The sequence below is a fragment of the Pullulanibacillus sp. KACC 23026 genome (genome assembly GCF_029094525.1).
Classification (GTDB): Bacteria; Bacillota; Bacilli; order Bacillales; family Sporolactobacillaceae; genus KACC-23026.
In genome coordinates, this window is record NZ_CP119107.1 from 653,801 (window position 1) to 674,856 (window position 21,056).

General features: G+C 39.4%; 23 protein-coding genes and 2 riboswitches. Of the genes, 17 read left to right on the plus strand and 6 right to left on the minus strand.

The genetic code is table 11. The features are described 5' to 3' along the window. The first annotated feature begins 7 nt into the window (after positions 1 to 7). The 6 genes from PU629_RS02885 to PU629_RS02910 all read left to right on the plus strand — a co-directional run bounded on the left by PU629_RS02885 (position 8) and on the right by PU629_RS02910 (position 5,438). A complete protein-coding gene (locus PU629_RS02885) occupies positions 8 to 1,000 on the plus strand; it encodes a ribokinase (protein ID WP_275282768.1) in 993 nt (330 codons plus the stop codon). Between the two features lie 305 nt (positions 1,001 to 1,305). Next, positions 1,306 to 1,420, plus strand: a riboswitch (TPP riboswitch). Between the two features lie 273 nt (positions 1,421 to 1,693). Further along, the gene (locus tag PU629_RS02890; protein ID WP_275282769.1) at positions 1,694 to 2,329 is read left to right on the plus strand and encodes a thiamine phosphate synthase; all 636 of its coding nucleotides are present in this window, start codon (positions 1,694 to 1,696) and stop codon (positions 2,327 to 2,329) included. Then, complete coding sequence (gene thiO, locus PU629_RS02895) at positions 2,310 to 3,446, plus strand: glycine oxidase ThiO (RefSeq protein WP_275282770.1); 1,137 nt, start codon at positions 2,310 to 2,312, stop codon at positions 3,444 to 3,446. The genes PU629_RS02890 and thiO overlap by 20 nt, the downstream gene beginning before the upstream one ends. Next, positions 3,443 to 3,646 (plus strand): sulfur carrier protein ThiS, encoded by a 204-nt coding sequence (gene thiS, locus PU629_RS02900; RefSeq protein WP_275282771.1) that lies wholly within the window; start codon positions 3,443 to 3,445, stop codon positions 3,644 to 3,646. Before thiO ends, thiS begins: the two co-directional genes overlap by 4 nt. A 2-nt stretch (positions 3,647 to 3,648) precedes the next feature. Then, on the plus strand, positions 3,649 to 4,416 hold the full coding sequence (locus PU629_RS02905; protein WP_275282772.1) for a thiazole synthase: 768 nt from the start codon (positions 3,649 to 3,651) through the stop codon (positions 4,414 to 4,416). Further along, complete coding sequence (locus tag PU629_RS02910) at positions 4,416 to 5,438, plus strand: thiazole biosynthesis adenylyltransferase ThiF (protein ID WP_275284343.1); 1,023 nt, start codon at positions 4,416 to 4,418, stop codon at positions 5,436 to 5,438. The genes PU629_RS02905 and PU629_RS02910 overlap by 1 nt, the downstream gene beginning before the upstream one ends. 448 nt (positions 5,439 to 5,886) lie before the next feature. Here PU629_RS02910 and PU629_RS02915 read toward each other — a convergent pair whose 3' ends face one another. The 3 genes from PU629_RS02915 to PU629_RS02925 form a co-directional block, all read right to left on the minus strand. After that, on the minus strand, positions 5,887 to 6,429 hold the full coding sequence (locus tag PU629_RS02915) for a CBO0543 family protein (protein ID WP_275282773.1): 543 nt from the start codon (positions 6,427 to 6,429) through the stop codon (positions 5,887 to 5,889). A gap of 536 nt (positions 6,430 to 6,965) precedes the next feature. Then, complete coding sequence (locus PU629_RS02920) at positions 6,966 to 7,229, minus strand: LSm family protein (protein ID WP_275282774.1); 264 nt, start codon at positions 7,227 to 7,229, stop codon at positions 6,966 to 6,968. A 72-nt stretch (positions 7,230 to 7,301) separates the two neighbouring features. After that, on the minus strand, positions 7,302 to 7,397 hold the full coding sequence (locus PU629_RS02925) for a YjcZ family sporulation protein (protein ID WP_275282775.1): 96 nt from the start codon (positions 7,395 to 7,397) through the stop codon (positions 7,302 to 7,304). Between the two features lie 769 nt (positions 7,398 to 8,166). Between PU629_RS02925 and PU629_RS02930 the strand changes: the two genes are divergently transcribed. After that, positions 8,167 to 8,607 (plus strand): MarR family winged helix-turn-helix transcriptional regulator, encoded by a 441-nt coding sequence (locus tag PU629_RS02930; protein ID WP_275282776.1) that lies wholly within the window; start codon positions 8,167 to 8,169, stop codon positions 8,605 to 8,607. A gap of 17 nt (positions 8,608 to 8,624) precedes the next feature. Beyond that, positions 8,625 to 9,179 (plus strand): methyltransferase family protein, encoded by a 555-nt coding sequence (locus PU629_RS02935; RefSeq protein ID WP_275282777.1) that lies wholly within the window; start codon positions 8,625 to 8,627, stop codon positions 9,177 to 9,179. 711 nt (positions 9,180 to 9,890) lie between these two features. Here PU629_RS02935 and PU629_RS02940 read toward each other — a convergent pair. The 3 genes from PU629_RS02940 to PU629_RS02950 all read right to left on the minus strand — a co-directional run bounded on the left by PU629_RS02940 (position 9,891) and on the right by PU629_RS02950 (position 11,187). Then, the gene (locus tag PU629_RS02940; RefSeq protein ID WP_275282778.1) at positions 9,891 to 10,013 is read right to left on the minus strand and encodes an anti-repressor SinI family protein; all 123 of its coding nucleotides are present in this window, start codon (positions 10,011 to 10,013) and stop codon (positions 9,891 to 9,893) included. Positions 10,014 to 10,042: 29 nt separating this feature from the next. Further along, a riboswitch (cyclic di-GMP riboswitch) is annotated at positions 10,043 to 10,126 on the minus strand. Positions 10,127 to 10,321: 195 nt separating this feature from the next. After that, positions 10,322 to 10,450 (minus strand): YjcZ family sporulation protein, encoded by a 129-nt coding sequence (locus tag PU629_RS02945; RefSeq protein ID WP_275282779.1) that lies wholly within the window; start codon positions 10,448 to 10,450, stop codon positions 10,322 to 10,324. Positions 10,451 to 10,632: 182 nt separating this feature from the next. Then, a complete protein-coding gene (locus tag PU629_RS02950; protein ID WP_275282780.1) occupies positions 10,633 to 11,187 on the minus strand; it encodes a CBO0543 family protein in 555 nt (184 codons plus the stop codon). 379 nt (positions 11,188 to 11,566) lie between these two features. Between PU629_RS02950 and PU629_RS02955 the strand changes: the two genes are divergently transcribed. The 9 genes from PU629_RS02955 to PU629_RS02995 all read left to right on the plus strand — a co-directional run bounded on the left by PU629_RS02955 (position 11,567) and on the right by PU629_RS02995 (position 20,826). Further along, positions 11,567 to 12,514: a helix-turn-helix transcriptional regulator gene (locus tag PU629_RS02955; protein ID WP_275282781.1), complete on the plus strand. Its 948-nt coding sequence runs from the start codon at positions 11,567 to 11,569 to the stop codon at positions 12,512 to 12,514. A 253-nt stretch (positions 12,515 to 12,767) separates the two neighbouring features. Continuing rightward, on the plus strand, positions 12,768 to 13,172 hold the full coding sequence (locus PU629_RS02960) for a VOC family protein (RefSeq protein ID WP_275282782.1): 405 nt from the start codon (positions 12,768 to 12,770) through the stop codon (positions 13,170 to 13,172). Positions 13,173 to 13,488: 316 nt separating this feature from the next. Then, positions 13,489 to 14,229: an SDR family NAD(P)-dependent oxidoreductase gene (locus PU629_RS02965; RefSeq protein ID WP_275282783.1), complete on the plus strand. Its 741-nt coding sequence runs from the start codon at positions 13,489 to 13,491 to the stop codon at positions 14,227 to 14,229. Between the two features lie 476 nt (positions 14,230 to 14,705). After that, positions 14,706 to 15,371 (plus strand): DNA-binding response regulator, encoded by a 666-nt coding sequence (locus PU629_RS02970; RefSeq protein ID WP_275282784.1) that lies wholly within the window; start codon positions 14,706 to 14,708, stop codon positions 15,369 to 15,371. Between the two features lie 376 nt (positions 15,372 to 15,747). After that, the gene (locus tag PU629_RS02975; RefSeq protein ID WP_275282785.1) at positions 15,748 to 16,365 is read left to right on the plus strand and encodes a TetR/AcrR family transcriptional regulator; all 618 of its coding nucleotides are present in this window, start codon (positions 15,748 to 15,750) and stop codon (positions 16,363 to 16,365) included. Between the two features lie 17 nt (positions 16,366 to 16,382). Beyond that, on the plus strand, positions 16,383 to 17,081 hold the full coding sequence (locus PU629_RS02980) for an ABC transporter ATP-binding protein (RefSeq protein ID WP_275282786.1): 699 nt from the start codon (positions 16,383 to 16,385) through the stop codon (positions 17,079 to 17,081). Beyond that, positions 17,081 to 19,306 carry an FtsX-like permease family protein gene (locus tag PU629_RS02985; protein WP_275282787.1) on the plus strand — a complete coding sequence of 742 codons (2,226 nt, stop codon included), beginning with the start codon at positions 17,081 to 17,083 and terminating at the stop codon, positions 19,304 to 19,306. Before PU629_RS02980 ends, PU629_RS02985 begins: the two co-directional genes overlap by 1 nt. A gap of 514 nt (positions 19,307 to 19,820) precedes the next feature. After that, positions 19,821 to 20,471: an EcsC family protein gene (locus PU629_RS02990; RefSeq protein ID WP_275282788.1), complete on the plus strand. Its 651-nt coding sequence runs from the start codon at positions 19,821 to 19,823 to the stop codon at positions 20,469 to 20,471. 217 nt (positions 20,472 to 20,688) lie between these two features. Beyond that, positions 20,689 to 20,826 (plus strand): hypothetical protein, encoded by a 138-nt coding sequence (locus PU629_RS02995; RefSeq protein WP_275282789.1) that lies wholly within the window; start codon positions 20,689 to 20,691, stop codon positions 20,824 to 20,826. Positions 20,827 to 21,056: the final 230 nt, after the last annotated feature.

Sequence of the window (21,056 nt, forward strand, 5' to 3'; positions counted from 1 at the left end):
GAATAGAATGAAAAAAACAGTTGTAATCGGAAGTATCAACATGGACTTAGTGAATAAAGTGCATGCCCATCCGCTTCCAGGTGAAACCATTCTTGGGTTGAATCTTGAGTATAGTCCTGGAGGAAAAGGAGCCAATCAAGCGGTTGCGACGGCTCGTGCTGGAAGTGACGTAACCATGCTTGGAGCAGTAGGGAATGACGAGTTCTCAAGGCGACTATTAGAGAACTTATCACGTAACCATGTCAACACGTCATTTGTTAAAACGACAGATGGCCCGACAAGTTTAGCGATCATTACGGTAGATGATCGTGGAGAAAATTCGATTATTGTTACGCCTGGAGCCAATCAAACCTTTTCTGAACACGATTTAATCCAGACTTTTGATGAAAAGGCTTTTGAAGACGTTCATTCCATTATTTTGCAAAATGAAATTCCATTAACGACAACATTGAAAGCAATTGAAATGGCCAATAGGAAAGGTATTCAGGTGATCTTTAATCCGGCACCCATTTCAAATATAGGATTAGAACACCTTGAACAAGTCGATGTTGTTATTCTTAATGAGACTGAGGCTCAAACTTTAACGGGGATGGATCTGGTCTACGATTTTAATAAAGAAAACGTACAAGAAGCTTTCCGTATGCTATTAAGATCTGGACCAAAGGCAGTGATTATTACATTAGGTGAACACGGTTCAATTTATGGGACTTATCAGACTGTTGAGGGTGGCCAAAATGAAGATCCTTCGTTCTTGCTCTGCCAAGATGGTTTGACCCTTATTAAAGAAGATGCTTTTAAAGTTAAGACGGTTGATACCACAGCGGCGGGAGATACTTTTGTAGGTGCCTTTTCTACAATGTATGAAACCCCTTCGGATGCAAAAGAAGCCCTTCGATTTGCAACAGCGGCTTCAGCGTTGGCGGTTACAAAAGAAGGGGCACAAGAATCAACCCCATACAAGGATGAGATATTAAAATTTTTAAGTGAACAACAGAGATAAAAGAAATATAGCAGTATGACATGTGCTCCCTTTTGGAATCCAGATCATCAACGTCTGGTGACTAAAAGGGATTTTTTTAGCCATTTACTGAGACACATGGCACCGTCAGCGAGCGCGAGCATATCCAATAAAATACGAGCAAGTCATAAATTCTGAAGTCATTGAGTAATCCTTATTAATGACTTGGTTAATTGGAGTGTTACAGTTCTCCTTCTTTTATGAGTGAAATGGCACCCTTTTACTAATTTTCAAAATAACTCTTCCCTCTCGAGTGGATTTGATTTACAATTAAATTAACTGAATAAGTTATTAACTAGGGGAGTCCAATAAGCTGGGCTGAGAAAGAAACGCGATGAAGTTTCTTGACTCTTTGGACCTGATCTGGATCATGCCAGCGTAGGGAAGTTAGTTAAGTAAAAGTCAAAGTTGCCATCGACTTCTTACATTTCAAGCTGGGTCCATTTATTTATGGATTCAGCTTTTTTACTTTGATTATCCACTACACGGTCAGTGACCGATCTCGTCTTCAAAAAAAGAAAGGAGGGATTTTTTTGATTGAGGAAAACCGATCGATTCAATCAGCAACGGGTCGAGCCGTTAGTCCTTCCCTATCCCTCACCCCAAATTAGGTCATCCTATCATGTCGAGATTAAAACCAATCGCCTGCTTCGTCAAATGGGAAGGGGGACATCCATGACAAAAGAGTTACACGCGATTACAAATGGTAAGTTGAATTTAGATGAGGTCACCTCAATCGCCCGGGACATCACGCCCTTTATCACATCGCTCCATATTCGAGAAAAGGATCGTTCTGAAGACGAAATAAGGCACTGGGTTGAGCACCTTCTACATCATGGTATTCCAAGGGAAAAGCTCATTCTTAATCGCCATTTTCAAATGGCGGGCGAGTATAGGCTCGGAGGCGTCCAGCTTCCCGCAAACTTTGCCCACAACCCATTGGATATTAAGAGGGCGTTCCCTTTCTTAAAAATAGGGGCTTCTGTACATAACTTATCTGAAGCCCTTTTCTATCAAAAAAGCGGAGCGGATTTCTTGTTGTTTGGAAATATCTATGAAACCACGTGTAAACCGGGCCTTAAGGGGAGAGGAATCTCTCAGTTGGAGGAGCTCGTGCATGCCGTGACCATCCCTGTCATCGCATTAGGGGGAATACGACTTGAGCATGTTCCAGAACTCATTGAATTAAACATCTCTGGAATAGCGGTTATGTCAGGTGTCATGGGAGCTCAGGATCCCGTGAAAGCTGTTCATCTTTACCAAGAAAAGTTAAAGGAAAGGAGTCGATTCAATGATACCAGAACCATTTGATTCGATTATTATCGGTGGTGGCGTGAATGGCTGTTCGATAGCCTATCATTTGGCAAAGCAAGGGAAAAAGGTATTGCTTTTGGAAAAAAACAAAATTGGGTCCGAAGCGTCGAGTGCAGCCGCTGGAATGCTTGGTGTGCAGGCGGAATTAGACGATCCGAATTCTCTTTTTGAACTCGCCAAGAAAAGCCGCGCCCTGTTTCCTGCCATTGCCTCCGAGATCCGAGAGGTCACGCATATAGATATTGAATTGATATGGAATGGTCAATTAAAGATCGCTGAAACGCGTGAACAAGTCATCCATTATAAGAAAATCGCAGACTGGCAAACGTCTATTGGAGAAAAGGCAGTTTGGCTAGAGCCTGAAGAGGTCTTAGAGCTCGAACCCTCGCTTTCTAACAACATTCACGGAGCGCTCTATTTTCCAGAGGAAGGACATGTATCGGCTCCTCAGCTCACACAAGGCTTTGCTAAAGCCGCCGCTGCTTTTGGGGCGGTCATCCGAGAATTTTGCGAGGTGCAAACCTTGCTTATTCAAGACGGAACTGTAAATGGCGTCCGGACTCCAACAGGTGATTTTTATGGTCAATCCATTGTAGTAGCAACAGGGGCGTGGAGTAGGAAATGGTTACCAGAGGGAATGAATGAGAAGAACGCTTATTTTCCTGTTAAGGGAGAAGCCTTTTCTGTTCAAACAAATGTCCCGCTTCTTAAACGGACGGTCTTTACAAAAGGGTGCTATATGGTCCCTAAAAAAGGGGGCGAACTGATCATAGGAGCCACTATGGAGCCGCATACGTTTGATAAATCGGTATCGGTTGAAGGCCTTTCGCAGCTTATGAATAAAGTGAAAACACTTCTCCCATTAATTGGGACGGCCACATTGGATCGCTTTTGGTCAGGTATACGACCGATGACCCCGGATGGTTATCCTTATTTAGGGGAACATCCTGAGTTAAACCACTTATTTTTTGCGGTCGGGCATTCCAGAAACGGCATTTTACTAAGTCCTATTACGGGAAAAAGTATGGCTGATTTAATACTTGGAAATACGCCGTCAGTTGATTTAACTGATTTTAAATTAACCCGCAATAAAAGTCAGGAGGTTATCCTTTGAAATTAACCATTAATGGAAGACTATTAGCCTTGCCGGAAACGGTTTCCAAAGTCTCTGATTTACTAAGTCACTTAGGCCTTGAGAACAAAGTCACGGTTGTTGAAGTTAACCATGAAATTATTGAAAAGGGAAAGCAAGCCGAACAAAACTTAACCGATGGTGATCGTGTTGAAATTGTTCATTTTGTAGGAGGCGGTTGAACATGCTAAAGATAGCAAACTATCAGTTCCAATCTCGTTTATTACTGGGTACCGGAAAATATTCTGATTTTCATCTCCAAAAAGAAGCGGTGAACATTTCTGAAACGGAGATCTTAACGTTCGCGGTCAGGCGTATGAATATTTTTGAAGCGAACCAACCTAATTTTCTTGAAATGATCGATCTTGACAACTATAAGCTCCTCCCAAATACGGCGGGGGCAGCGACCGCCGAGGAAGCGGTGAGAATTGCCAAGCTCGCCAAGGCGTCTGGGTTGTGTGATATGGTTAAGGTTGAGGTGATTGGGGATTCAAAGACATTATTGCCCGATCCTATTGAAACATATAAAGCTTGTCAAATGCTACTAGATGAAGGATTTATTGTCCTTCCTTATATATCGGATGATGTGGTCCTTGCTAGAAGACTTCAAGCTCTTGGCGTTCATGCGGTGATGCCAGGTGCGTCACCAATTGGGTCCGGTCAAGGAATCTTGAACCCCACTAACCTCTCTTTTATTATCGAACAAGCCGAAGTCCCTGTGATTGTGGATGCAGGAATAGGTTCACCCGCAGATGCGGCACGGGCAATGGAGCTTGGGGCAGATGGCGTGCTATTAAATACAGCAGTTTCTGGTGCCAAAGATCCTGTGAAGATGGCACTGGCGATGAAGCTGGCCATTGAGGCGGGGCGGTATGGATTTGAAGCTGGACGGATTCCAAAGAAGAAATTCGCAAGTGCAAGCAGTCCAACTGAGGGGTTGAGTCCTCTTTGATGAATGATCGCTATTCTAGGCAAACCCTTTTTGCTCCTATTGGAGAAAAGGGCCAAGAGAAACTTAAGCAAGCTCATGTTTTAGTCGTAGGGGCAGGGGCTTTAGGCACCCATCTTTCGGAAGGACTGGTTCGCGCAGGGCTAGGCAAACTCACGATAATCGATCGAGATTATGTCGAGTGGAGTAATCTTCAAAGACAACACTTATATACAGAAGAAGATGCGAGGATCCAAATGCCAAAAGCGATTGCGGCTGAAAAACGCTTGAAACAGCTTAATTCCGATGTTTCTGTACGAGGGATCGTGGCAGAGCTCGGGGTGCAAGAAATGGAGACGTACATTCCCCCTGTCGATTTAATGATCGATGCCACCGATAATTTTGAAACTCGGATGCTGTTAAATGATGCCGCCCAGAACTACAGCCTCCCATGGATCTACGGGGCCTGTACGGGCAGCTACGGATTAACGTATACGTTTCTGCCGGGCAGAACGCCTTGTCTCACTTGCTTGTTAGGAGCCCTGCCAATGGCCGGAGAAACCTGTGATACAGTGGGAATTATTAGCCCAGCGGTTCAAATTGTCACAGCGAATCAACTCTCTGAAGCGTTCAAACTTCTAGTTGGAGATTACGAGTCCCTTCGAGGAACCCTCTATTATTTTGATATATGGAAGAATGAACAGGCTTCTATTGACGTCTCCTCAATGAAGAAGAGGGATTGCCCATCATGCGGCGAATCCCGATCTTATCCGTACCTTAATGAGGACCATCATTCTAAAACAGCCGTATTATGCGGCCGCGACACGGTTCAAATACGACCACCGAAACTCCTGAATCTCGATCTGGACCAACTAGCCAACCAACTCAAATCAGTAGCAGAAAACATCAACATCAATCCCTACTTGATCCAATTTACAATAGATAAGCACCGTCTCGTCCTATTTAAAGACGGAAGAGTCCTTATCCACGGAACAAAAGACATCACAAAAGCCAAATCACTCTACAACAGATACATCGGCGGCTGAACTTATCGCGAAACGCGGGGTTGAAACGCGAGAACCGTCCCCTCGTTTCGCTTTTTTGGAACACGGGGACGGTTCTCGCGTTCCATTTTTTCTTTTGAAATTAGAAATCGCCTCGCTTTCTTTAGGGGAAGCTCCGCACCACCCCACAACTTGAATTCTCTCCATGAAATTCCTATCCCTTTTTAGGACGATGCCTTCATCTGAAAACGAGCTGGATTGTGGAGTGACTCTAATTCGCAGTAGACTGTTACTGCGCATTAAGAAAAGTTATGAATAGCAGGAGGATTTGGAGGATCCCTTTTTATAAAAAAACGTAATGGCGCCTTAATCGACGCCATTACAAAAGAGAGAGGCTGGGTACTACTGACGTGTCCAGGCGACAGTAGATAATATACAATATTTATGTTGATTTAATGACGAAACCGTTAAACGCATAAATTTCAAAGAGTTATTGATTAGATTCCTTGTTTATACTGTTAAACGTTTTAATAAAAGCTAATTTATACGCAGAAACGTAAATTAACAAATAGAAAGGAACAGAGTATATGTGCTTCCAATTTACGGGATCATAAATTCCCATCCATTTAAAAATTGGTTCTCCTATAAAAGATGTAATTAATGCATATATTAGCCCAATTAGCCAGTGATTAACTTTATAAGTAAATTGAATTAATAACATTATAGTGACTGGCATGAGGGAAAAATCATAGGGTAAATAGGATGGAATAGCAGGAGTAACTGGTTTGACATAATCCCATAAGGAAAGTTGCACGCCTATGTTGTCTAAAGTAACTGAGACAAGGCTAACAAACACGCCAACATATAATAATCTTCCTGTACTGTCCTTTTTTCTAACTATTATCCAAAATATCCAGGGGATAAGAGTAAGAGACATTCCAAGCCACCATTGCCAAGTATATAGAACTTCTGCTTTCCAAGAAGCAACCCGATGTATGTATGCTTTGTGAAAATCTTGAAATGATTTATCCATTCTCGATGTACTCAGAATATTCACCCCAAAAGTAAGTGATTTTATCTAGTTTTATTATTGCTTTGAATATTTTTTTTAGTCTAAATTTGTTTGGACTCGATGAAAAGTACGAGGAGATCTGATTAATGAACAATTCGACAATAAGGCGGAGTAGACCGATACTGCGCAGTCAAGAACTTCGAATTCAGATGACTTTTTGAAAGAATGTTTTAAGCTAACTAGGTAGCATTGTTTAATAAGAGCCTAGGAGATGATTGTTTATGGAGTGGGTAACATTGTTTGAAATGGATGGAGGGTATACTAGTGGACTTCAAAAGAAATTTGTTTTTTTAAAAGGTAAAGATATTAGATGCTGATTTCTGATCATGATAGGCTATATCGTATAACGGCCATCCTTACATGAGCAAAGACCGCACGGATCAATGTTAAAGAAGTATAAGTAAATATAGTCAGATACCAGAATATGTAAAGGTCACGGGAATAATTGAACAGCATTAGTGACCCCTTAAATTCTTATTGTTTATCCGTCTCGTTTTTTACCACCACAGCCAACTTAACGCACCGATAGCTGCTATAGAAGCAAGCGCAATTGGAAAACCAAAACCAAACCCCCAAGCATATACACCAGGTCCGTCTAATCCGTTAACTCCACCTGCACCATCAATAGGTTCAAGGTGAACGTGAGTGTTATCAACTCGACGAACGATACCTTGATGCATTGAACCGTCGTGGAGACGAATATTTACAGGCTTATTCATATGTTCTCTTTCTATTAAGTTACGATAATATTCGGGTCCCATCTTTTCCCTCCTCAATCTTAGAATAAGGTCACTTTGGTTGAGGGTTAAGTGACCTTTTCTTAAAATCAACTGTTAGTAAACGTAAGCAGTACCAACGATAATTAAAAGGATGAATAATACAACGATAAGTGCAAATCCTGCACCCATACCGCCTCCACCGTATGCCATTAACAATCCCCCCTTTTTTTAAAGAGTTAATACATACTATGTACTTGTGGAGATCGCGGAAAGGCGTTTGTCCTAAGCGTGACCTAATTTGGACTAATGGGAAACGCGGGGACGGTTCTTGCGTTTCGCTTTTTTGGAATGCGGGGACGGTTCTTGCGTTCCACTTTTTCTTTTGAAGTAGAAATTGACTCGCTTTCTTTTAGGGTCAAGTCCTGATCCACCCCCCAAGCAGGAATGCTCACATGAAAATCCTATCACTTTTTACTTCGTGCTAGCTTGTCCCGAGGAAGCTTGCGACAGAGCTCATCTTGTAGACGCACAGACTCGATCAAAGAATTAAAAACGGTGATGTTTGTCTTCGATTTTCTATGTATCGAAGGGCTGATTAACTAGTCTTTTTATCAGTGAATGACCAAAGTTGTCCAAGGGATGACAGGCTGTTTCCATTTAAAACCTTGTATTGTTAATGAAAACATCGTTTTGACAACCTAATTATTGAAGTTGATGTATATCTGAACTACATTTTTAGTACGAGCCCTTGTCTAAAAACGAGCCAGATTGTGGAGTAACTCGATTTCGCAGTAGACCCATACTGTTCATTTTACAAAAGGAAATTCAACAATCTGGTGCATTCCAAAATTGGATATGCGCTCTTTTAAAATTTGTGAAAAAATACAATAACCTTGTTTTGACAATTATAGATTAAATCATTATAATAAGTTGCGTTGCGACGCGTCGTATCACGACTTATTTTTAGAGGTGATATATTTTGCAAAATGAAATTAATTGGAGCAATTTCGCGGAAAATCTACAAGCAATCCATAAAACTTTACAGCAAGATATAGATAAAGAAATAGCTAAAAGTAAGATTACAGGCCCACAGCTAATGGTGCTTGATTCACTAGTGGATTGTAATGGTCTAACTATGAAGGAACTGAGCAAAAAGGTAGGACTAACACATAGTACAGTTTCTGGGATAGTAGACCGTTTAGAAAAACAAAACTTAGTGGAACGAAAAACTGACAAATCGGATAGGAGATACACACGTATTTACATTTCAGAACAAGTTAAGGACTACATTAAAAAGTTAATTCCAGATTATTATGGGCCTTTGCTTTCAAAAGTAAAGTCAGCGAAAAAAGAAGAGCAATTAATCATTACTGAAGGTATATCTAAACTGCGTGACCTTATTGATAAAAACATGAGTTAGGTTGAATGCTTTTATAAATGAAAGGTGAAGAAATTATGGCCTTTGTTGGATATTTGCCTATTGTTCTATATTTCCTATTAGAATTTAATAGAAGAAAACCTGTTAAAGAAGAAAAACAAAATCGTGGCTCTAGTTTTTATATTGGAGTAGCTTTAGGATTGATGATAACCATTCCAAAATTTATGTATTCCTTTACAGCAAATAAATATAATTCGTTGTTGTTTTCTGGTGTTATCGTTGGATTAATTGGAGTATGGATTAGATATTCTTCAATGAAACAATTGGGTAGATTTTACAGTAGGAATGTCGGAATGCAGGGCGAACATAAGTTAATTCAAAGTGGTTTATACAAATATATTCGTAATCCTGGTTATTTAGGGTCATTTTTGACATTTTTAGGATTTGCTTTATCTTCTTCTTCCTACGTTGCCATTATTATAAATATCATTTTATTTTTTCTTGCTTATTCGTATCGTATAAAAATTGAAGAGAGAGCTCTTGTGACACTATTTGGTGAACAATACAAACAATATATGTCCAAGACTTGGAGAATTATTCCGTTTCTATACTAGAGAATTAAAGAGAAAGTACAAAATATGTTTCTAAATTCATTTTAGCTTGTTCAAGTGAAGAGAGAAGAGAGCTTTGAAGAATGATGTTATTTAAACTGTATCCCTTACTGCGCAGTACAACGCTACAGCAAGAGATAAATGATAATCACCATGGCGCATTTCCAAATTAGGAAAGGTGTCTTTTTAATGCTTGCCCAGATTTGAAAAAAGCAAAAATATATAGGGGGGGTTGCTGAGATAAATTCTTGAAAAGCTGCCTTATCACAAGCTTAATTATAACGAAAATTGGTGGCGGAATATGAATCTAGTTTTACTAGACTTGTTTAATAAGATAAAAAAATACGGTTATTTTAACTAAAGATTTTCTTTAATCGAAATAACCGTATTTAAGATTTTAGCACTGTTCACACAGAGAAAAAAGTTACAATACTGTTTTCAAAGTAAAATGACCAAATGGATTATTTATATCCAAAATGTCAACTGTATAAGTGAATTTGAAAGGCCTTTTGGAGAAAGCAGGGAACAGTCTCTCATATTCAAAAATTAAGAACCATTAAAAAGCTAGAGCGGTGTCTTTGATGTAATCTGACCAACATCTAGCACAAAACTAACTAATAGAGGCTGGTTACATAAAGTAAGTACTCAATTAAACTATTTTGTAACAGGGCGGCTATGGGTAACTCTAATTCCCAGTAGACTCCTATTACGCATTTATAATTTTGATTTTTTATTTAGATAGTCTCTGACTTCTGCTATAGATAAACCGATTTCTTTCGCGAGGAGCATTAATTTAACCCACTCTTTATCTAAATTGCTTTCTTTGATTTCAGACATGGCTTTCCTCCAAAAATATTAAAAATACCTCAGGTAGCACAGCCATCTTAGTTAAAAACTTTAGACCTGTAGCTTTGCGTCCCACTCTTTAGAGAGGTTTGCTATTTTCTGAATTAAACATGCATTAAATTTATATCTTAAATATTACTATCTTTTCCGAAAATAAAAAAACAATTATAATTCGGCAGATTTCTACAAAAAAGTGATGTTTCTGATTAAAAGACCTAAAATACACAATAAAATAGCGCCCCGGTGGAGGACGCTATTTTGAGAAGGGTGGATAAATGGTCTACCCTAAATAAAACTAATTAATAAACGTAGGCAGTCCCTACGATAATCAACAAAATGAATAGAACAACGATTAGCGCAAATCCTGCGCCCATACCGCCGCCGCCACCGTAACAGCATTGGCCGCCGCCCATAGCTCCGTATCCCATTTTTTTCAACTCCTTTTGTTCTGGATACTTCATCATATGAACTTAAGAAGCTGAATGTAAGGGGCAAATGTTTGTTATATATGGAAAGGGCTATTTGATGACATGGGCTATCCTGTTAGGGGATCAGGATCTATATTGTCATTATTCATTAAGCAGAGCAATAGAGACTAATATTCACTCCCTTATTTTTCCACGTAGAATCTTTTTTGATAAATCCAATGGCATAAAAGGTAGATGCAAAATTGGATAGGTACAGAATACTCGTATTTCCAATGTATTGGTTCGTAAACATCTATCCATTGAAATAGTGGTTCTCCAATAAAGGATGTCCCTAAGGAAAATACGATTGCTTTTATAATAGGGCTTAATTTTGGTTGGAATTGCATGAGCGAAATGATCGTAACAGGCATTAAAGTAAAATCCCATGGGAAATAGGTTGGTACAATAGGAACTAAATTAAATCTATAACGCCATATTCCATATTGGTCACCCGTAACATCGAGTAAGACACAGAGAAGAATAATAATAAATGCGATATAAAGAAATCGATCTGTACTTTCTTTTTTTCTAAAGAAAATCCATAAAATCCAAGGCATTATCGTGAGGAGCAACCCGATCCACCATCTCCAGGTAAAAACAACGTCATGAACCCAAATGTCATTCACTTGGTAAACATTTTGGTTTAGCTTGTCAGACACGTTATCAATTTTTTGAATGATTTCTTGACTATTCGTCATTATAAGAACTCCAAATCTAAATGAACTCTAATTAAAGTTTGTCCTAAAAAAATTGATTAACACATAAACAGTCCGAGGATTTGGTTATAAATGATCCGATCTAAGAGACGATTGCATTCTAAGTGATCGTTTTTTCGTATCTGCCCAACATGACGAAACAAGTCATTTCGTTTATAAAAGAACGTCCCTTAAAGTAAAGAGGTTTTCACAATCGGGACCGTTAACGGAAAAACGACAATAGAAGCCTTCAATTATTATTAGCGATTCCCACATAGATGCCAATACACGTCAATGTCAAACAACTCTAGATTCATAAAATCATCTTCTCAATTAAGATGTGGTATGTTTATTTTACAATGAACATTTAAGGGGAGAATCAATGAACAAAACAGACCGTTTGTTAGCGATCGTGCTGAGGTTACAACGTAAAGACGTTGTACGGGCCGTAGATTTGGCGAGCCAATTTGAAACTAGTGTGCGAACGATCTACCGTGACATCGAGGCATTGTGTGAAGCGGGTGTTCCGATAATAGGGGCCCCTGGGACAGGCTATTCTCTTATGGAAGGCTATTTCCTGCCTCCAATTAGTTTCACGGTTCCAGAAGTCGTGAGTTTGCTGATTGGAACGGACTTTATCGAACAACGATTTGATGATGATTATCGCATCAAAGCTCAAGATGCTCGGAGCAAAATTGAGGCCATTTTACCAGAGAGTGTTCTCAATGAAACCTCTCGTGTACGTAAAGCAATGCGTTTGCTCATTTCTGATAAACCGGTTACTCAGTCAAAAGAAAAAGACTATCTAGAAAAGATACGTCGAGCGATATTAGATGAGAGAAAAATCGGCTTTCATTATACAAAAGGACTTGCAGATTCTGAAGGGGAACGACATAGTGTTCGTACTGTTGCTCCCTATGGATTGGTGTTAGTTGAAGGATCATGGATGCTCGTAGCCCGGTGTGATTTGCGCCAAGAAATTCGTCATTTTCGCTTGTCCCGAATGACAGAATTGATCGAGTTGAGGCAACGATTTGAATTCCCGATACAGTTTAACTTAAGCGAGTATACCCCGCTGGATGATAGACACTTACATGTCCGCCTTCGATTTAACCATGAGGTCGCTGATAAGGTAAAGGAATCGAGCTATCATTACATAGAGGAAATGGCAGAGCATCAAGATGGACTTATTGTGGTCTTACGTGTTCGTCACTTGGACGAAGTGCTGCAATGGGTCCTTAGTTGGGGAGCCGATGCGATTGTTTTGGAGCCTGAATCATTCAGAAGTCGGATTAGTGAGGAAGCTCAAAAAATCTTAAAACGCTACTGACATACTGGTGTCAGTAGCGTCATTTTATAATCGGAGTAAGTAAACATAAAGGGGTGAGAGATAATGCAAAGTAGGTCTTGCATCGGTTGGAGGAAACGGACCAATTAATTTCAATTGGATGAATTGAGCAACAGCCAGGCATCAAGCATGGTCGAGGAATCAAGTAAATCGGGCCTCTACGGAAGCTTCGCTGGTTCCGACCCAAAATATTGGATAAGATAGTGTATCGTTTATTATAGAAAGGATGGTATCTGTGAATTTTGCTTCTGTACGTATTATTACCGACGACGTGGATCGTCTTGTCAATTTCTATGAAAAAGTTATGGGTGTTTCGGCAGAACGTCCTGCGCCTGTCTTTGCCGAACTCGTTGTGCCATCGTGTACCCTTGCGATCGGTCATTCGCAGACGGTGCCGCTGTTTGGGACTGGTTCCGCAGTGGCGGCCGACAATCACTCCGTCATTATTGAGTTCCGTGTCCATAATATCGATGCCGAATACGAGCGCTTGAAACCGTTTGTAGATGAGTGGGTAAAGGAACCGACCATGATGCCATGGGGGAACCGTGCCATGTTGTTCCGTGATCCCGACGGAAACTTAGTCAACCTCTTCGAACCAGTGACTGAGGAGGCCATCAAACGGTTCAACGGAAGAAGTTGAAAGAAAAGCTTGAGCGAGCCTTCCATTTGGGGCGCCGTATGAAATTTTGACGAATGTGTCGTTATCATTTGTCTGGAGGTAACATCTATCTTCGTAAGATTAAACATTAAGAAGGCTTTGAACACGATTATCGGTGTTGTTTAAAAATGTTTATAGCACAAAATATGGAGCTTGACTTCAACTGTGGTTTAAGTCCTATAATGAGCCTGACACATCGTATCAGAGGATTTGAGGCGTTATAGAGAATGCTGATGATCTTGTCGATAGTTATTACCTGTTTGTATCTAAATAAAATACGAAAAGGAGCTCATTAACTATGAAAGCACTTGTCACTGGCGCAAATAAAGGAATCGGTTTCGAAATCGCTCGAAGTCTTGGAAAGCGGGGCTATGACATTCTCGTTGGGGCGCGTGATGAAGCCCGCGGGCAGGCAGCAGTCGAAAAATTTGCCGCAGAAGGCCTATCAGCGACGTTCATCAAGATTGATTTGAATGATTTAGACAGCTTACACGCAGCGGCTAAAAAGGTTAGCTCGCTCGATATTTTGGTCAATAATGCTGGAATTCCTGATAGTATCAAGCCTGGGCGCGCGGCGCTCGACCTCGCAAAGCATACCTTTGACTATACAACTGAGGATCTACGCACGACGATGGAAACGAATTTCCTCGGCACCCATGAACTCATGAAAAATCTGCTGACAGCTCTTACAGTCAACGCGAAAATCGTCAACATCACCGTCCCGATTTCGCCGACCGACTTTTGGCACCCGCTCGCTTATATTACGAGCAAAGCAGCACTCAATGTGATGACACTGACCTACGCTTACGAGTTCGAAAAAATGGGCAGCCATCGCCAAATTTTCGGTATCATGCCTGGCGCTGTTGCAACCGACTTGAACGGCATGGAAGCGGGTGTCCACGGCGGATTCGTCAAGTCTCCCGAAGCCGCCGGGCAAATGAGTACGGACATTATCCTGTCTGATAAAAATCAAAATGGCCAAATTATTCAGTACGATGGTAAGGTTGTTACAGATTATGAGATTCAGCTGAGAGACTAGAAACCTCAAAACTCTGTCATTGATACGACTTTGACCGTTCACTTAGGGTACCCTTCCTCGGGTGCCCTAAAAATTTTGCCTCATAGCCGTTAGGGTGAACCGTATCATAAGTAACTGAGGATTTTACCCAAATGCCTCTCCTTAAGTTGGGGCGTCTAGAATAGTATCGTTTTTCTTGATGAAAGAATGTGTTATTGAACTATCAAAATAACAGGTTGACAAATTTAGGAAATCTTTTAAACTAAAAATAGTTCTATCCCCAAATTTGAATGTTATATGATCTACACTGCAAGTCTTTACGATCTCCTATTCAGTTGCATTAACCCTCTATATTTCACACGCATTAATCCTCATTCATTTTCAATTCCTTTAGATGTACAAAACAGTTTCTATTATCAAATTTATTTGGTTAAGTTTTATTCCTAATCGTTCTAAAGTGTACTAGCGACAAAATTATTTGGTAGGAGAGGGATGCTATGGGATTTGAAGAAGAATACCAAGCCTTTATAGATGCCCACTTGCAGGCAAGAACCGGTGAACGACTGCGGCGCTTACAAGAGGGACATCAACAAGCTGAAGTTTTGTTTTTGAAGCAAGTGTGGTGGCCTTTATTTCACCATTTTCAGTATCTTCATCCAGAATATGAAGTCGATGATTTCAAAGATGGCAAACGATATTTGGATTTTGCTTATATTCGTCCCGCGATTCGGATTTGCCTTGAAATCGATGGGTACGGCCCTCACTTAAAGAACATAAGCAGATGGCAATTTACCGACAACCTGGAACGTCAAAACCAGCTGGTGATTGACGGATGGACCGTGATTCGTTTTTCATATGATCAAGTTAAAGAGAAGCCTCGCCGTTGTCAACAGATTGTTCAGCAAGTGATTGGCCGATGGTTGGGGGATGAACTGGATCATACATCATTGTCCTTTGTCGAAAAGGAAGTGCTTCGGTTAGCGATCCGGAAGGGAGAAGCCATATTCCCTAAAGAAGTCGAGAAGTATTTGAAGTTAAGTGACAAAACGGTAAAAAAGGTAATTTCTCGATTAGTCGATAAAAAGATGCTGATTCCCGCATCTGGAAATGTGAGGGTTCGCTCTTATCGGGTAGGGGATCAAGTTAATCACCCGATCCAATAAAAATAGACGGAGAAATTTCCCCTATTTAGTAAATAGCATTGAAAAGAGCCAAAATAGACGGAGGAATTCCGGCTATTGACTCAAAAGAACGGTGAAATGGGTAATTTTGCTTTGAATAGACGGAAAATCTCCCCTTATATCCCCCCGAAACGAGCTCCATTCTGTATCTAACCGGAAAATTTCCGCTTATTTTTATTATCACTGGTTACTCAATTAAGGATAAGACTTCTTTTTAGGAATGAATGGACTTAAAGAAGTTTAGTTAAATGTCATTTCAACAATCGGCTAGAATGTGAAGTTGACAGATTGGGTTTGGAAATATAAAATGAACGCATTCATATATGAATGCGTTCATTTTTTTAAGAGGATGAAGCTTGTGAGTAATCTTAGAGAAAAAAGGAAACTCGAAAATCAAAAAAAAATAATTCGCGCTGCTCGTCATCTCTTTTCAGGAAAGGGTTTTCAACAGACCACAATTTCCGAAATAGCAAGCGAAGCCCAAGTAGGGGTAGGAACCATTTATAACTATTATGCTTCTAAAGGCGTTCTTTTATTTGCCGTTTTTTCGGAGGACATGGAACATATGAGAGAAAGGAGTGAGCAAAGTGTTGATTTGAATAGTGGAAATGTTGTGGAGCTTCTTTTGGAGATAATGAAGGGTGCTATGGTGTTTTTTGAAATGTACCCTAAAAGATTTTGGAGGGAAATTCTGCATGTCATGACAGAAGAAACCGAAGAGATGATCACTCTGCGACAGGGCTTATTTGGATTTGACCAGGAAGTCATCTCATGGGTGGAAACCATTATAAAAGAACATTCTTTTTGTTTTAGAATACCTGTTGACAGCAAAATGGCGAGTCAGTCTTTGTATGGCTCCATGATAATGTTGGCGTTGTTTTTTATTTATGATGATGACATGACCTATGAACAATTATTAAGTCAGATCGAGCATCATATACAATTTATTTTTTTAGGGAAATTAAACGAGTCATAACAATGGGGAGGGGTTAGATGGTTTTAATTGCACAAACTATTAACAAAGTGTATAAAAGCGGGAAGACCGAGTTTCAAGCTTTAACCAATGTCAACTTGGCTATTAAAAAGGGTGAAATCGTGGTCATTCTTGGACCTTCTGGTTCAGGAAAGTCCACATTATTGAACGCTATTGGCGGGATAGATCGGATTGATCACGGTGAGATTTGGGTAGAAGATCAGTTGCTCACTAAAATGAATTCAAAACAACTAGTGGCGTACAGACGTAATGTGGTTGGCTTTGTTTTTCAAATGTATAACCTGATTCCAAATCTAACGGTATACGAAAATATTGAACTCGCAGCTAAAATTAGTGAAACCCCGCTATCGATTAAAGACATGATCAAAGCGGTTGGACTTGAGGGAATGGATAATCGTTTCCCAAGGGAATTAAGTGGTGGACAACAGCAACGGGTTTCCATTGCGCGTGCGATTGTTAAAAACCCAAGACTACTATTGTGTGACGAACCAACAGGTGCTCTTGATTCAATGACCTCCAAAGATATCCTTTCCTTAATCAAAAAGATAAATGAAATCTATAACACGACAATCCTTATCATAACCCACAATCAAGCGATTAGTCAGATGGCAGACCGTGTGATTACTCTCAAGGATGGTCGTGTCGAGACGGATCATGTAAATAAAGAGAAGCTGGACCCGGAAAGGATTGAGTGGTAATGACATTGGGTAATAAACTTTTTCGAACGATTTTAGAAAAAAAAGCCCAGTACTTATCCGCGTGGGTTCTTGTTGTCATAAGTTCCACACTCTTCTACTCGTGTACAGTTGCGGGTGCAAATTTAATTGACAATTTGAATCAATTTTTCACATCTCACCATGTAGAAGACGCGAGCTTTATTGTGCAAAAACCAATCCAAAATTTAACTGAGATTGAGAAAAAGTATGGGGTGACCATTGAACCACGTCATTCTGTCGATCTTCGCTTGGGCCAAAATACGACCATCCGTTTAATTAATGCGACCAAAACAATAGATCACTATGAAGTGACGAAAGGAACACCTCTTCAAAATAACCATGATATTCTTCTGGATCCAGGCTTTGCGAAATCCCATCATTATAAAATAGGCGATTATTTAACTCTGGGTGGAGAAACCTTTACTATTACAGGAACGATGGCTGTCCCTGATTATATTTATCCGCTTCAGTCTGTTTCGGGATATTTTAAAAATCCAAAGGTTTTTGGAATTGGAGTGGTAAAAGAAGCCGTTTTAAATAATTTGCCAAATGAGCATCCGTACTATAGTATCCGGCTTAACGGAACAGACAAGGCGGCACTTAAAAAAGAGTTGAATAACGATAACCACGTTGTTCAATGGATCGATAGAAAGGATAATAACCGTATTTCTTTTATAAAAGGCGATATTTCTGGGATTAAAGAAATGGGAGAAACATTCCCAATCGGTATTTTGCTCATTACCATTGTCATTATTCTAATTCTGCTTTGGCGCATGATTAAGAAGGAATATGTTCAAGTCGGGACACTCTATGCGTTAGGTTTTACCAAATTTGAAATTCTTCGACATTATCTATCTTATTCGATTGTTTTAGCATTAGCAGGTAGTATTGTTGGGACCATTCTAGGATGGTTTTGCCTCCCAGTTTTACTTTCTGTTTACGCTTCGTTTTATAATTTACCCGTCCTTACGATTAATCCTCATCTAAGCTATCTCTTGGTTAGCTTATTCTTACCACTCATTTTCTTTGTACCGTTAACCTATCTTTTAATCCATCGTGTTTTGAATAAGCCACCTGTTTTATTAATGAAAGGTGGTGAGATTAAAACAAAGGTGAATCGACTAGAAAAATCCCTTGTGAGCAAACGAATGCCATTTTCAATAAAATTTATCATTCGTGAGATCCTGAGGAACATCCCACGAGTGACCTTTTTAACTGTAGGGGTCGTTTTTGCGACACTCTTACTTTTAATAGGATTTGTTATGAAAGATTCATTCGGTTATTTAATCAATCAAGACTTTAAAAATGTGTACCATTATCAGAACGAATACATCTATAATCAATTGCAAACGATCCCTCCAAAACATGGGCAAGTCGCTTCTACCGCACCTTTTACTATAACGAACAAACAGGATCAATCCGTAACCATTACAGGGCTCCAATCTACGAATACAGCGATTCAGTTAAAAGATTTAAAAGGGCATCGTTTAACTTTTGATTCTGTTATTATAAACAAATCATTAGCGGATAAAATTGGAATTAAAGCAGGCGATACGATTTATGTTAAAAATCAGTTGAATAATCAATCATTCTCGTTAAAAATCGAGTATATTGCCAACTCCTATCTTGGAGATATGATTTACATGCCGCTTGATCGTTTTAATCAGAAAAATCATTATCCAATAGGGTCTTATATGGAAGTCTATGCCAATCAAAACTTAAATGTGGATCCCAGTCAGCTCGCCTCGACCCTCCACACTAAAGAAACGATCGATGGATATGAACAGATCTTAAAGCCGCTAAAATATGGGGTATGTGGGATTGCTATTGTAGCGGCAATTATAGCGATAATTATTATTTACATTTTAATTTCATTATTAATCGAAGAAAACACGTTTAAAATCTCTTTACTGAAAGTAATCGGATATGAGGATAGGCGTATTCAAAGAATGATGGTCGATTATAATTTCATTTTTGTGATCATTGGATTTCTAATTGGTATTCCATTTACCACCTATTCAATGTCTGTGATGATGACTTCGATTATGGCAGATATGAATTTGTCAATTCCTGTTAAAATAAACGCAATAAATATAGGGATCGGTCTATTCATTTTACTTGTTTCCTATTTTGTATCCATTCTTCTAAACCGGAGAAAACTGAACCAAATCTCAATGAAAGACGCAATTAACCGAAGTACTGAATAAAAATTTTAGATCATTAACAAGAAAAGGCTAACCTTAGGGGCTACACCCTCATTCCTTTTTTAACAAGGCGGTTTTCGCAAACTTTGTTGCTTTTACTAAAGCGAAAATCGCTCGCTTTCCGCGGACAATCCACGAGTCAGCCTACTGCTTGAAATGCCGTCATAGTTCAGTTTCTCGAAATAGCTTTGTGCTGGCTTGTCCCGAGGAAGTCTAGCGGAGCATTGTCTTGTGACGCAGGGACAACAACTATTTACTTATGGAACCATACTGCATGCCTTTTTAGTGCGATTCCTTATCTGAAAACGAGCCGAATTGTGGAGTAACTCTAATTCGCAGTTGACCTACACTATGCAAAAAGACGTTGCGTTAAAGGTATTTTCATATGGTAGAATATAGTGAATTACTTTTGACTAACAGATGTCAGTGTATGTCTCAACGAGGTTTTCTTACTTTGAGAATTTTTTGGGGTATGCGAATAATGTAAATCACCGTTGGGGTAATGGAGGAAATAGCTATGGGAAATAATGAACTCACTCAAGGGAAAATGATGCAATTATTAGATTGGTCATATGAAAAAGTACTGAATGGATTACCTGGTACTCCAGATATATATGAGTTAGCACAAAGTTATTTAAGGAAACACTCTTCTGTACAAAAAAGTGTAGATGCTCTAATAAGGAATCAAAATACAAAGGCAGCCACATCAGGCTTTCTAACAGGATTAGGAGGCTTAATAACGTTACCTGTAACTATTCCAGTTAATATTAGCTCCGTCATTTACGTGCAAATGCGAATGGTTGCTGCGATAGCTGTGATGGGTGGGTATGACCTCAAAGATGATCAGGTGAGAACATTGGTTTATGTTGCTCTTGCTGGGAATAGTGCTGTTGATATACTAAAACAAGCAGGAATTGATATAGGGAAAAAGGTGGCAGTCGCAGCTATTAAAAAAATACCGGGAACGGTGATTACCAAAATTAATCAAAAGGTCGGATTTCGACTTTTAACGAAATTCGGTGAAAAAGGGGCTGTTAATTTAGTTAAGATTGTACCTGTTGCTGGTGGAATTATAGGTGGAGCAGTAGATTTGGGTTCTACAAGAACAGTTGGAAAGGTAGCAAAGAAAGTCTTTATTTACAAGGAAGAAAAAATTGAATTGAGCTAAAGAATAGTTTAAGTAAACGGTTATTTTACATAAGGATTTGGACGGCGCACCACCTAACATCTCCATTATAAAGGACTTTTTCTTTGCATAAATAAAGATTTGTGAATATTGTTATTTTTTAATAGTGCAATTTAATTAATGCAACACTAGTGATACTTTATAGATATTTAATGGATGGTATAATAGGATCAAGAACAATTGGACGGGGGAGGAATTTGTGGAAGAAATCTTAAAACAAATTTTGAATGAACTAAAAGAAATGCGCTTAGACATAAATGAATTGAAACAAGGACAGAACAGGCTGGAAGTTGGGCAAGAAAAATTACAAAAGAATCTTGTCGATAGTTTAGGGTAATATACAGATAAAATTGTTGATCATGTCGATGAAAAAAACTGAAGTATTAAATAAAAGAGTCTACAAAGTAGAAACAGAGATTGAACGATTGAGCAGACAGTAAGGAATCATACAGCCCTTACTGTCTTTTAGTTTATATCTCAAAAATAACCGGAAATCTAAGTGTTATTCCACAGACAGGGCGCCATTCTTTAATAAGAAGGCGCCTTTCTTTATCGGGCTTGATCGTG